Raw genomic sequence first — 12,657 nt, forward strand, 5'->3', positions numbered from 1 at the left:
CTTGAGTCCATCTCCTGCCTATTATTGATTTATCCACAAAATCTGTGGATAACTGTGTGAATAGCCTGGTTAAAACCGTTCAGTCTGAATTGCATTATTCATTACCACACAATTACGACCGCTTTCTTTAGCCTGGTAGAGTTGAATGTCCGCCAATTTGACCAGTTTCTCCGGAGAAATGGCTGGATTATCCGGCTGCCAGTACGAAATGCCGCCGCTGCAGGTCACAACATTCCTGACCGAGCCATGCGTGAGAGTATCTGCCAGACGGCTGCGTACTCGATTAGGTAAGAGTGCGGCATCATCAATCGGCACATGCGTTGACAAGGTAATGAATTCCTCTCCTCCGTAACGAAAAAAATAATCATTGGCACGCAGTTCTGAGCGAACAATATTGGCGAAAGACTGCAATACCTCATCTCCGCCATGATGACCGAATTTGTCATTAATGCTCTTGAAATGGTCGATATCATAAATACAGCAAATCACATTGTATTTTTCGCGCTGCGCACTGACCAGTTCGTTCGCCAGGTGCTTCCACAGAAAGCGGCGATTGTAGCAACCAGTTAGCAGGTCAATTAAACTGTTTTTTTCAAATTTACTGGCCATTGACATCAGCGTTGCATTCAAATGCGCTTTGGCTGAAACATCCTGAATCACCACCAGCGCCATTTGCTCCTCTTCCTGATGAATCGGTAAAATTTCAACATTTTGCTGCATCATATCGAGATCAAGATAGGCCTCTTCATTTAAAGGAATTGGAATAATAAATTTGTTAAGAATATTGGATAAAACCTGGGGATGTTCATAATTTAGTACTTGATCCAGGGCCCAATTGAAACGAACACTGATTTGATCCTCATAGAAGGATTCAAGAGTCTGGCCAATTGCTTTTTCAGAATCAATATTCGTTTTCCGTTCCATCCATTGATTCCAGGCATGAATTCGACGATCCTGGCCAAACAGAATTAATCCAATGGGAATAGCATCAAAAACCTCTCTGAATAGTAGTCGATTTGCGTTCTCACTAATCATTAATCAACTCCTTGATGCTCCTTAACAGCTTGATTACTGAGTCTTCGGTTAAAATTATAAATAAGCTGCCGGATAACTTATCATTTGATGTTTCCAGTTTGGTAGAGATTGCAATGATATTACTAGTTGATTTTGAAATTTGCCTGCAAAGATTTTGTAATAAATTATAAAGATTATTTTCATTGTAAACAGGCAGACTTAATTTTACCGTTTGTGACAGCATATTCATAATGACGCTTAAACAGGAACTAATAATAATATTGCCAATTTCCAGCATGGCTTCCTGCTCACAAGCCCGAACTTCTTCCTGGGTAAGTTGGGGCGCTTCCCCTATAACGGTAACAGTCAATACATTCGCCTGCTCGCGCTGGAATACTAAAGCGGCAGAGCCTTCCAAATCCTGCGAGATATTTTGGTAAACATAAGAAAGTACTTGTTCATCATTAAAATCATTTTCCTCTGTTAATTCATTGATATTAATGAACGTAATTTTGGGAATGGAAATTTTAATCGTTGAATTCAATAACAGAGACAATTGTTTCGCTGCTTTACTCATACCAATATTACCAATTTCAATCAGCGCGTCTTCCTGCTCTGCTGTCAGGCTTATCATGATAATCTCTCTAGTAACGCATGCACTTCTTCCGTTGAAACAGGCTTTTCCAGTACATCAAAAAAGCCCAAAGCCTTTACTTCATTAATTATAGCCTGTTGGGTATTGGCGCTTAGCAAAACATAATGGGTATCGATACCACGATCCATCATAATTTTAGCGATTTCACTACCGGATTTTTCTGGCATATTATAATCGAGCACAATCAAAAACGGCTGTTCGGACTCCGCTTTTTCAACTGCATCCTCCCATTGGCTGGCCTGAATCACTTCATAATCAGGATCGCCAAAAAGACAGGCTCGAAACAGTGCTCTTGCTGTGGCACTGTCATCAACAATCAGAATTTTTTGACCCATGACATTTTCCCTCCCTTATAAAAGTTTAGTTAAAAATTCCGGAATTTTCTCCAAATCGATAGAGAGGTCAGTGGCCTTGATAGAAAGAGCGACGGCAGGCATGCCAAATACTACAGATGTTTCTTTTGATTGAGCAAATGTAATACAGTTAGCCTGGCGCATTTCTAAAAGCCCTGGCGCACCATCACCTCCCATGCCGGTTAATAGCCCGCCAACGGCAGTTTCAGGATAATTCTTTGCCAAAGACGAAAATAAGGGAGTAATGGATGGTCGAAAATGCCCTATCGGTGGCGAATTTTCTAAAATAGCGATGGGTGCCACTTCTCGCTTAATGAGTAAATGATGATTATCCGGTGCAAAATAGACATGACCTGGAAGTAATTTTTGATTATTTTCAGCAATCTCCAAAACCAGTGACGTCTTATGTTGCAGCCAATGAACCAGACCTGGTAAAAATCCTTCAGTAATATGCTGAGTGATAACCAATGGAACAGGGAAACTTGCAGGAAGCGCGGAAATAATATAATTGAGCGCCTCAGGGCCTCCCGTCGAGGAACCCAGCGCAATAATCCGGATAGCTGATAAATTAGAACCTGGTGACTGAATTCTGGGCTCTGCAGGTGGTGGGGAACGACGGGAAACCACTTTTACTTCGGATAATGCCCGCACTGAATTGACAATATGCTTTTGAAGCTTGTCAAAGCCCTCATTGAGAACCCGCTGCGGCTTTTCAATGATGGAAAGCGCACCCGCCTGCAGGGCACTAAATGTTAATTCGGTCTGGTGCTCATTGACATGAGAGCTGATGATAATGATTGGAGTAGGACATTGCTGCATGATGGCACGAGTTGCCTCAACCCCATCCATAACGGGCATATAAATATCCATAGTGATTAAATCAGGCTTTAATTCTTTGACGAGTCTGATTGCAATTTGCCCATTTTGAGCGCAACCAACCACCTCAATGTCTGTTTCAGCGCTGAGAATCGCGTACAATAATTGCGTGGTCACTTTGCAATCATCCACAATCAGAACCCGGATAGGCTTTTTCATAAGAGTGATTCCATGACGTCAATCAGTGAATGCGTGTCAAATTCGCTTTTAACCAGAAAAGCATTGGCACCTGCTTCCAGTCCTCGCCGCTTGTCCTCCTCGGAATGAAGTAATGAGACAATAATTACCGGGGTATGAAACAGCTTCTCACTTTTTTTAATTAATTCTGTCAGCTTAAAACCATCCATTTTTGGCATAACAATGTCGGTGATCACTGCATCAAAGGATTTATTCTGTAAAAGTTGCCATGCTTTCTGTCCATTATCCGCACTAGCAGTTTCATAACCTGCTGCTTCGAGAGCATTAGTACACAAACTACGGGTTGTTAATGAATCATCAACTATCAAGACTCTCTTTTTTGAGACCTCTCGCGACTCTTTGCTTTGTGGGGCATGTTTAAACCAGCTTTGTTCATCGGCCTGAGCTCGCTGCATTAATTTTATCGGATCAAGCACCAGAACCAATTCGCTTTCTCCGGTTAAAGTCACTCCGATGAACTGTTCCAATTTGCTCAGAGGGTAAGGCAGGGGTTTGACTACACAATCCTGTTCATCGAGAATGGCATCCACTAATAAAATCAGCGGCTTATTATTAAAATTAAGCAAGAGACCATAGTATATGCTATTGCGGTCAAAAACTGCCTTTTCAGCATAAAGGAGATCCTGCAACACTTTGATCGGAATAGGCCGGTTATTTACTATCAGGACGGATTTGTTATCAACCTGCTGAAGCTTATCCGGCTCAATTTCAAAAAGCGCATCCAACGAAAGCGTAGGCAGCATGAAAGTCTGCTCATTACTTTTAAAAAACACACCACGGGTAGTCGCCAGAGTTAGCGGCAAGTTAAATATAAAACAGGTTCCATGACCTGGTGTAGTTTTAACCTGAATCGTTCCCTTGATTTTTTCGATGGCATTCTTAACCACATCCAGGCCCACACCGCGCCCGGACAATTCTGTTATTTGCTTTTGTAAAGAAAATCCCGATAAAAAGAGACAATCAAGAAGCTGTTCTTCATCAAGGCTGTTTACTTCATTCTGACTGTAAAAGCCCGACTCTACCGCATGTTTTCTAATCTTATCAAGATTAATTCCCTGTCCATCATCACAACAGCTTAGTTTGATTTTTCCCGAACTTTGAGTAACCTGAATTGATAAAATCGCAGGATGCGGCTTATTTAATTCTTTTCGCTTTTCATCCGATTCAATGCCATGATCAATCGCGTTTCGGATCAAATGAACCAAAGGCTCTCTGATGGCATCAATAATAGTTTTATCCAGCTCGATATCTCCACCCTGCACCTGCAATTCAACCGTCTTATTCAGACTGGCAGCTACATCTCTTACCGTTCGATTTAAAGGAATCAGCAGATTGGATATGGGCAGCATACGCATCGCCCTTAAGTCATCCTGTAAAGCCTGAACAGCCCGGGTAAACTCCCCTAGAAACTGCCCGCTGTCTCTGGAAATGGTGCCCAGTTCCTTCAGTAAGGGAGCCAGATCCAAATCGGTTTCATTGAGTGTACTTAAATAATAATCAATACTCTTAAACCAGTTCATCAGTTTTAAACGGTAGGTTATAAATTCATTCGCTTTTGCACTAACCCGCTCCAGTCTTGCCAGGGGTAATTTGATTAATTCACTCTCGCTCACATCGGCATGATGATGAATGGTTTTTTTACCCGATAAGGGTTTCAGATAATTATCAATATCAATCGCTTTCGCATTACAATGATCCTCAAGAGCCAGAAGTGTATTGTCAGCAACCTCAAGGCAGGCATTAATCTGACTGATGTCGGGGGTATGATGAGTTTCTCGCCATTTGCTGAATAGATCCTCCAGCCGATGCGCCATTGAAACAATCGCATCTACCGATGAACAGGCAGCCGCTCCTTTCATATTATGTGAATAGCGAAACAGTCTTTTTAAAATCTCCTCTACTTCTTCGGCGCTGTGCGCTTTTTCCAGGGAAAGCAGGTCATTAATCATCGACTGATGAAGTTCCTGTAACTCCGTTTTAAAAGTCTCCAGTAACATCTGGGCTAGTTTGGGATCTATAGGCATCACTGCCTCCCTATTCTTTATCGTCTTTCTGATAAATTCTTGCTGTATCGTTAAGTGAATTGGCCACTTTACTGAGTCCGATTATCGCTTGTTTGGTTTGTTCGGTCGCAGAAGTGAAGGAATGAGTCACCTTGTTGATTTCGCGAACGCTGATATCGACCTGTTCAATAGCGACCGATTCCTCACGTACTGCCGAGACAATCTGTAAAGAAGCCAGAGAGCTTTCTTCAATCACATTTCCGAGGGCATTGATAATATTGCCAGTGCTTCGCACTTGACGAATATTTTCATCAACGCTTTTGTTACCTTCTTCAGTGACCATTACCGCTCTTTCAGCAGTTTGCTTGATATCAAGCAGTATCTTTTGTACGCGCTCGGTCGACAGTTTTGATTTTTCAGCTAACTCTTTCACTTCCCCTGCCACTACGGCAAATCCCTTTCCGGTTTCCCCAGCCTTGGCAGCTTCAATGGACGCGTTAAGCGCCAGCATTTTAGACTGCTTGGCAATGTCGGCTACTACCTCGGTAATTTCACTAATCTGCTGTGATTTATCATTGAGACTGAGAATAGTGGTGGAAATCTGTTTCATTTTCTCTTGCAGTATTTTCATTGACGCATGCATTGCTTCAATCGCTGATCGCCCGTTTTCACCTTCCTTTCTGGTTGCTGTTGCAGAATCGCCCAGCTGTTTTGCCTTCTCTAATGTGTGCTGGGTGGTTGCCTTTATTTCCTCAAGTGTCGCACTAATTTGCGTTACCGAACTGGCTTGCTCAGAGGCGCTGGCGGCTTGAGAGATGGCAGAGGCTTCAAGCTGATTGATCCCCACAGAAAGTTCATTGCTATTGGACAGGATTTCCTGACCGACATCCTGCAGATTCCTGGTTAATGCAGCCAATTGTTTGTCTTTGTTTTTCCGTTCAGTTATATCAGTTGCCACCTTAATTACTTTAACTGCTTTTCCTTTTTCATTTAAAACAGGATTGTATGAGGATTGTAACCAGACTTCTTTTCCATTTTTTCCTAAACGTTTGTATTCAGACTGGTCATACTCTCCCTGATTTAATTTCCTCCAGAACTCTCTGTATTCCAGGCTGTCTCTATCTCCTGGTTCAACAAATATACTATGATGCTTTCCTTTGATTTCATCCAGCGAATAATTCATGAGATCGAGGAACTTCTGGTTAGCATCAATAATCGTTCCATCCATGTTAAACTCAATGATGGCCTGTGATTTGGAAATGGCATCAATTTTCGCTAACAAGGCCTGATTTATATGGTTTTCATATTGACTATTCCTATGCCACAATAATAAAGATAAGCCATTGATCAGCAAGCTGATAATTAACAAGGCCTCTAACAGTTGAATATACGATTCAATTTTTTCTAAATCAGGAGAGCTGTCATGTAGCCTGCTCAGAACAAATATATTCAACAACATACTGATTAACGAAATTAAGAAGATCATGATAAGTATTAGTGAAAAACGTTTTCTAAACTGAAACTGATTTTGCTCTTCCATTGCTATTCCTTAAAGTTAATTCCATTCCACTTGTTCCAGATTAAGCAGATCAATAATCGATTTCTTATCTAAAATTGCTATGTTATTTTTATAGATGCCACGCACATAAGACTGCCCGGTTTCACTCAATGTCAGCTGAACTAATTCAACTGTTTCATCATAACTGATTTGCCCAACGATAGTATCCGCACTCAAGGCAATGCGATAATGATCCTCGCTTAATAATATGAAGTGACTAAATGATTTTGCAGGCTTTCCAATTAATAGCTGATGTAAATTGACTACTACCCAAGCCTCGGTATTATGGTATAAAAGGCCTGAAAATAAAGGATTTACTCCTGGTACAGGTGTAATTTTATGGCTTGGGATCACTTTATCAATCGATTCGTAAGCCAGGGCATATTGTTGCTCCTCTCCCACATAGAATGCTAATAAATTACTGGTAGCGTTTGCATTAAGATCCCTCTCCTTTCTGGCCATCAGCGCAGCTCGATCTGCCAGTATTTTTTTTGCTTTTTCATCCAGAAAAGGCTCATTCATCATGTTGTCCTCGATAATATGAAATGCTTGCCTGAATTGCGTTAATTAAATGGGTTTTGGGTTCATTCGTATAAAAAATTAATTCCTCATTATCTTGTGCGCTGGCAGAACGCAATGCCTGATTTAACCATTTTATTCCTTGTTCATTTTGTTTCATCTGCAAATGAAGCAAGCCAAGATGATACGCGGCCTCCGGGAATAAGGGTTTAATATAGAGCGCTTTCTGAAACGAAATAAGTGCATTTTTATTTTCTTTTTGATCGACTTCCACCAGGCCAAGTAAAAAGTGACTCATGGCATCCAGGGGGTCAATTCTAATGGATTTTTCAAGTGAAACCTGAGCAGCATTGATATCACCCAAAGCAATCAATGCCTGAGCCTGACAACGGTAAAGCAGTGCTGTTTCTCCTTTAAGAAACAAATTATCAATTTTATTTAATGCCTCTTTATAATGGGTATTGGTTAATAACTCCTGAATAAGTTGAAGCGAATGAGTGGTTTCCTGAGAACTGGGCTTATATAAGGGAGTCTCCTTTTCTATTTTCGCCACAGCTAAACCAGCTTTCTTCGGCTGCTCTTTTATCTGGGTTATTTTTTTTAACCGGTATACTCCTTGAGTCATTTGTACAGAAAAATGATGCTGGCAATGGGTTACTAAATCGGCAGGCCCAAGAAACAAAATACCTTCTTCAACCAGATGCTCATAAAAAAACTGGAGAATATTTTCCACATGGCTTTTTGAAAAATAAATAAATACATTGCGGCAAAAAATTAAATCGAAGCTCTTAAATAACTTTCCCGGCTTCCGAAGATTGAAATATGAAAAACTGACCCGATTTTTAATTTCTTCATTCAAATAATATAATGAATCGCGTTTGATAAAATATTTTTCTCGCAGCTTATCTTCGGTAGCGCGCAGCCTGGACTCATTAAATGCTCCAGATATCCCTTTTTCAAGTGCGCTGTAACTTATATCCGTAGCTGCAAGCTCAATAGTCCAGCGATTAATATCGGAAAGCAGTTCATTCAATAAAATGGCAATTGAATAGATTTCTTCGCCTCTGGCACATCCAGCACTCCAGATACGAAGGCTGAGTGTTTGCTTCATTCTTTTTTCACTAATTAATTGTGGGAGCAATTCGTTTTTTAAATAGGAAAACAGGGGGGAATCACGAAAAAAATAACTTTCCTGCACCGTTAAAATATCAATGGTTGACTTAATGAGCTTGTCATCTCCTGCTTGTAAAGCATTAAGATATTCTGTTTCACTCAAATTTAAGGAATCCATTAAGCGTCTTAACTCCTGGACACCCGACTCCATCTGCTGCTCAGATAAAAGAAGGCCAGAATGAGCTGCAACCCATTCTTTCAGAATAACAATCCACTTATTCATGAGCACGCTCCAGGCAAGATTGAGGCCAGTGCAATAATTGCTCCAAATCCAGAATCCAGGCTGATGACGTTTCATCTTTGATAATTCCTTTGACATAAGACCAGGTTTTAGGCGGCTGTTGTATAAGCTGTTCATTGATATCACAGACTTCCATCACTTCAGAAACAAATAAACCGACACATTGAGAAGATAAAGAACAGAGAATGATGGGGGTGTCCAAATCGTAAGCGACTTTTGATGCTTCAAGCAGTTCGTATAAATGATACACAGGAACCGCTTGCCCATGATAGTTAAGAATACCTGCCAGTGCGGAATGCTGTTGAGGAATGTGTTGCAACTGTGCGATAGGCAAAATGAGAAAAACAAAATCCAGAGAGACTAAAATAATCTGCTCCCCTAACCTGAATTTAAGGTAATAAGATTCCGGCTTCTCGCTCATCCCTGGCTCCGCTCTTTCTATAAAGAATAGCCCAAGCCGCCATCTTTTACATTATCTGGCATAAACCACAGGGAGATCCGACCAGCGAGTCGTGTAGCAAGGGGACATTAATTCCCGCTTCATCGCCCAATCTTTCCGAAAGCCTTCAGCAGCCAGCCTTACAGTTCGTGAACCGTATTTGGCATTGATGCTATCCATCAACTTCATCAAGCTATGAGAACGTTCCAGCTCCTGGTCAGAGGGTTGATTAAACAAATCGGGCTGATAATGACTTTTACTTATTAAATCAGAAAGCAAAACACCTGACTTTTGATAATAAACTCCTTTACGGTAAATCTTTTTCAGACAATGTTTTGCCCATTTAGTGATAACACGCACATCATCTGTGGGATTTATCAAACGAAACCCGATCGAATTTGAATACTGTTTCAAATCTTCGCGAAATGGGCTTGAGCGAATGAAAACCGATAAATAATGCGCCCTCAAGCCTTGCTTTCTAAGCTTGGCTGATGCGGTCGCCGAGTGATGGCTAATCGCCTCCTGGATTTGCTCATAATCGGACTGAAGCCCCCCGAAAGAGCATGATGTCATAATGGACTGCCTGGGTTCAGGCTCCTCCAATTCAAGGCAGGAAACGCCATTCAATTCTAAAACCGTACGTTGGAGGACGACACTAAATTTCTTTTTAATTAAAAAGTGATCAGCCTTGGCCAGATCTTCGGCTGTATAAATGCCTATCTGATTCAATCGTTTCACTAATTGGCGCCCTACTCCCCAAATCTCTCGCGCATCCATTTGTTTAAGCCATAATTCTGCACTGCCATTAATTGAGTAAACCGGCGTTTTAAGGATTTTTTTTCCTACATGATTGGCTGCTTTTGCCAGGGTTTTAGTCGGCCCGATTCCAATCGAAACAGGAATACCGACCCATTTGAAAATAGTTTTTTGTAAATTCTGACAGAATTCTGTAACCTGAGACGCAGGCAGCGTGCTCAAATTTAAAAATGCTTCATCAATTGAATAAATTTCCGTGTCCGGCCAATGGTCTTCGATAACTCTCATTACGCGATTGGATAAGTCCCCGTATAAGGCATAGTTTGAGGAGAATACCTGAACCCCCAATTTCTTGCATAGACCCTTAACTTGAAAGTAAGGTGCCCCCATTGCAATGCCGAGTGCCTTGGCTTCATTGGAACGCGCAATCACGCAGCCATCATTATTACTCAGAACAACAATTGGAGTGGTTTGTAAATCAGGGCGAAACAGCCTTTCACAGCTGGCATAAAAGTTATTACAATCGATGAGTGCAAACACAGAGCCACCTCTTTAATGGTTAACTCCAATCCTTATGGGCATTTTGAATTTTGTACGTAATTCAAATGTAGTCTAAATCTTCTATCCTGTAAACTGAAATTACTGGAATAACCCATGCCGGCATGTCTGTGGCGCTCATCCCGCAGCCTCTGGGAAAACAAGTGGAAAAACTAATAAACCAATGACGTATATACCATAGAGTGAAAGCATAATCAGACCATGACGTTTTGTCATTTTCCCTGTCTTCCAAAAGATCAGCATTATCCCGATAATCATAATAAACACCCAGCTAAAGGCGTAATATTTCGTAAATAAATCCATCGTCAGCGGTCTGATGATTGCAGCAGTTCCGGTTATTAATCCTAAATTGAGAATATTGGCGCCGATGATATTGCTAATCGAGAGATCGCTCACATTCTTTTTCGCGGATTTAATCGCGGTAATCAACTCCGGCAAGGAAGTACCCACTGCAACGACTGTCAGCCCGATAATGAATGAAGGGATTTTCAAGGCAGTCGCAATAGCAGTGCCTGAATTTACCAGCAGCCAGCTTCCCGAGATCACCAGGACGATTCCAATCCCGAAATACAGTATTGATTTGCCCATGGAATCATTCATTTCAGGGACTATGGCTTCTTCTTTCGCGGTTGTTTTCCTGCGCTCGGATCGGGCTTTTACTAAATTTAATAACAAGTAAACAAGGGCAGAAATGACCAGGAACACCCCTCCCCAGCGGCTGATTTCAAGATTCCACGCAAAAATGAAAACAAATACCGTAGTGAACAGCATCCACAGCGCGCGTCTTTTAAAGGGAAGCAGTTCAACTGAAATGGGAGCAATAATGGCTGTTAAACTAACGATTAAACCAATGTTGGCTATGGCAGATCCCAGAGCATTACCAAGCGCGATTCCCGAATCGCCCAGATAACTTGCAGTGGCCGATACCACAAACTCAGGAGCGGTTGTAGCAAGACTTACAATGGTTCCACCAATAATAAATCTTGGAATCTTCAGGCGGTAGGCAATCATCGTACTTGAATTAACAAATAAATCCCCGCCCTTTAAGATGAGAATAAACCCCAGTGCAAACAAAATCAGCTCAGTAATCATATTCCAGGACCTTGAAGCTGCTTTCTCATAGTATAGCGGACAGTTTCAGACTATTAGTAAACAGCATAATCGAATTGCTAAAAGAGGCCACGTTTGTCTCATATCGAACAACCAAAACCCCAATTACACAAATAATAAATTTAAAGTTTTATTTTTAACCATATATAATATATAATGATCGGTTTTTATTAAGATAAACCACTTATGCAACTAATTACAAAACTGACTCCATTTCAAATCGATGCGGCTGCCTTGTGGTGGAGACTGCATTTGCAGGGCATTTTGAATGCTGATGATCCTAAGCTATTGAGCCAAAAGATGACTTTGGAATACCAGAAACTGAGAAAACAATTTACTGACAAAGCAAATAGTGCTCGTAAAGACTGGCCAGCCCTCTTTGAACAAGTGATCCGTGACTTATTAAGAAAGCAAAATGAAGAAGGAGACGCTCATTTATGTCTCCTGGATTTAAATCCCAAAGGGCTTCAGCGCTCCAGTTTTTTGGTCAACGTGATTAGAGAACTTAAAAGCAGATATGATATTGAACTCAATATTTTTATGTTTCCTATCCAAAATATTGAAATGAGGTTCATTGATAAGCATTTCATTACGATTAATGAGCAACGAAGCCACGCTGCTTCATTTATTCAGTCCTGCATGGCAGCAGAATTAATGCATCGGATTTTAACAACCGATAATATCAATCTGCATGATTTAGGCAATGAATTAAAGAAAAATAAACACTATTCTTCTTTCACTCCTGCAGACCGGATCTTCAGACATTATGAACAACTTAAGGTCGCCTATGGAAATAGTCAACAGGAAGCTATTAAGTTAGAAATGATGCGCTATCGAAATCATGTTTTATTTGCATTTGATTCGGTTTCTGTCCATCGTTATGCCAATGAAACTGCTGATGAGGCAATGATACAATTTTACACAAGAGCTCCTGGATTTGGCCATAGCCGGGTTACTATCCCCTTTTTCAAACCCGCTATAATTGAAAATACCGTATCGCAAGCTATTCCTGGCAATACTGTAAAGCCAGCGATATGGTTCTCAGAAGAACATTATGCCTCAGATGATAATCTTGCAGTCCTGCGTTCGTCGCAATGAGAACTGTTGATAAGCGCCACCCCGCTTCAAAAGCGGGTCTCCCCATATACAAATAACACATGAAAAGAACATGTTGTTGATATGATGCATTGACATGTTCTTTTTG

At 41.1% G+C, this 12,657-nt stretch carries 12 protein-coding genes; 1 reads left to right on the forward strand and 11 read right to left on the reverse strand.

Features of this window, described 5'->3' with window-relative positions:
• Window positions 1-69: 69 nt before the first annotated feature.
• From B1207_RS06645 to B1207_RS06695, 11 genes are all read right to left on the reverse strand, one after another.
• A complete protein-coding gene (locus tag B1207_RS06645; protein ID WP_112219213.1) occupies window positions 70-1,035 on the reverse strand; it encodes a sensor domain-containing diguanylate cyclase in 966 nt (321 codons plus the stop codon).
• Entirely contained in the window at window positions 1,028-1,648 is a 621-nt protein-coding gene (locus B1207_RS06650; RefSeq protein ID WP_112219214.1) for a chemotaxis protein CheC, read from the reverse strand. The genes B1207_RS06645 and B1207_RS06650 overlap by 8 nt, the downstream gene beginning before the upstream one ends.
• Window positions 1,645-2,004: a response regulator gene (locus B1207_RS06655; protein WP_112219215.1), complete on the reverse strand. Its 360-nt coding sequence runs from the start codon at window positions 2,002-2,004 to the stop codon at window positions 1,645-1,647. Before B1207_RS06655 ends, B1207_RS06650 begins: the two co-directional genes overlap by 4 nt.
• Window positions 2,005-2,019: 15 nt before the next feature.
• Window positions 2,020-3,057 (reverse strand): chemotaxis-specific protein-glutamate methyltransferase CheB, encoded by a 1,038-nt coding sequence (gene cheB / locus B1207_RS06660; protein ID WP_112219216.1) that lies wholly within the window; start codon window positions 3,055-3,057, stop codon window positions 2,020-2,022.
• The gene (locus B1207_RS06665) at window positions 3,054-5,120 is read right to left on the reverse strand and encodes a hybrid sensor histidine kinase/response regulator (protein WP_112219217.1); all 2,067 of its coding nucleotides are present in this window, start codon (window positions 5,118-5,120) and stop codon (window positions 3,054-3,056) included. The genes cheB and B1207_RS06665 overlap by 4 nt, the downstream gene beginning before the upstream one ends.
• Before the next feature lie 10 nt (window positions 5,121-5,130).
• On the reverse strand, window positions 5,131-6,639 hold the full coding sequence (locus B1207_RS06670) for a methyl-accepting chemotaxis protein (protein WP_112219218.1): 1,509 nt from the start codon (window positions 6,637-6,639) through the stop codon (window positions 5,131-5,133).
• 15 nt (window positions 6,640-6,654) lie between these two features.
• Entirely contained in the window at window positions 6,655-7,182 is a 528-nt protein-coding gene (locus B1207_RS06675; RefSeq protein WP_112219219.1) for a chemotaxis protein CheW, read from the reverse strand.
• The gene (locus B1207_RS06680) at window positions 7,172-8,572 is read right to left on the reverse strand and encodes a CheR family methyltransferase (protein ID WP_172458175.1); all 1,401 of its coding nucleotides are present in this window, start codon (window positions 8,570-8,572) and stop codon (window positions 7,172-7,174) included. The genes B1207_RS06675 and B1207_RS06680 overlap by 11 nt, the downstream gene beginning before the upstream one ends.
• Entirely contained in the window at window positions 8,565-9,011 is a 447-nt protein-coding gene (locus B1207_RS06685) for a chemotaxis protein CheW (RefSeq protein ID WP_112219221.1), read from the reverse strand. Before B1207_RS06685 ends, B1207_RS06680 begins: the two co-directional genes overlap by 8 nt.
• A 51-nt stretch (window positions 9,012-9,062) precedes the next feature.
• Window positions 9,063-10,325 (reverse strand): Y-family DNA polymerase, encoded by a 1,263-nt coding sequence (locus B1207_RS06690; RefSeq protein WP_112219222.1) that lies wholly within the window; start codon window positions 10,323-10,325, stop codon window positions 9,063-9,065.
• 135 nt (window positions 10,326-10,460) lie between these two features.
• A complete protein-coding gene (locus B1207_RS06695; protein WP_112219223.1) occupies window positions 10,461-11,435 on the reverse strand; it encodes a calcium/sodium antiporter in 975 nt (324 codons plus the stop codon).
• A 204-nt stretch (window positions 11,436-11,639) separates the two neighbouring features.
• Here B1207_RS06695 and B1207_RS06700 point away from each other — a divergent pair, with 204 nt between their 5' ends.
• Window positions 11,640-12,551, forward strand: coding sequence for a hypothetical protein (locus tag B1207_RS06700; RefSeq protein WP_112219224.1), 912 nt, complete (start codon window positions 11,640-11,642; stop codon window positions 12,549-12,551).
• The last annotated feature ends 106 nt before the right edge of the window (window positions 12,552-12,657 follow it).

Origin of the sequence: Legionella quinlivanii, from assembly GCF_003265995.1 — a bacterium.
Lineage (GTDB): Bacteria > Pseudomonadota > Gammaproteobacteria > Legionellales > Legionellaceae > Legionella_C > Legionella_C quinlivanii_A.

What these genes read in the sequence shown, in the direction of transcription:
- B1207_RS06655 (WP_112219215.1), bottom strand. Translation starts at nt 2,004, where the DNA reads ATGGGTCAAAAAATTCTGATTGTTGATGACAGTGCCACAGCAAGAGCA.
- B1207_RS06645 (WP_112219213.1), bottom strand. Translation starts at nt 1,035, where the DNA reads ATGATTAGTGAGAACGCAAATCGACTACTATTCAGAGAGGTTTTTGAT.
- B1207_RS06685 (WP_112219221.1), bottom strand. Translation starts at nt 9,011, where the DNA reads ATGAGCGAGAAGCCGGAATCTTATTACCTTAAATTCAGGTTAGGGGAG.
- B1207_RS06700 (WP_112219224.1), top strand. Translation starts at nt 11,640, where the DNA reads ATGCAACTAATTACAAAACTGACTCCATTTCAAATCGATGCGGCTGCC.
- B1207_RS06670 (WP_112219218.1), bottom strand. Translation starts at nt 6,639, where the DNA reads ATGGAAGAGCAAAATCAGTTTCAGTTTAGAAAACGTTTTTCACTAATA.
- cheB (WP_112219216.1), bottom strand. Translation starts at nt 3,057, where the DNA reads ATGAAAAAGCCTATCCGGGTTCTGATTGTGGATGATTGCAAAGTGACC.
- B1207_RS06650 (WP_112219214.1), bottom strand. Translation starts at nt 1,648, where the DNA reads ATGATAAGCCTGACAGCAGAGCAGGAAGACGCGCTGATTGAAATTGGT.
- B1207_RS06665 (WP_112219217.1), bottom strand. Translation starts at nt 5,120, where the DNA reads ATGCCTATAGATCCCAAACTAGCCCAGATGTTACTGGAGACTTTTAAA.
- B1207_RS06680 (WP_172458175.1), bottom strand. Translation starts at nt 8,572, where the DNA reads ATGAATAAGTGGATTGTTATTCTGAAAGAATGGGTTGCAGCTCATTCT.
- B1207_RS06675 (WP_112219219.1), bottom strand. Translation starts at nt 7,182, where the DNA reads ATGATGAATGAGCCTTTTCTGGATGAAAAAGCAAAAAAAATACTGGCA.
- B1207_RS06695 (WP_112219223.1), bottom strand. Translation starts at nt 11,435, where the DNA reads ATGATTACTGAGCTGATTTTGTTTGCACTGGGGTTTATTCTCATCTTA.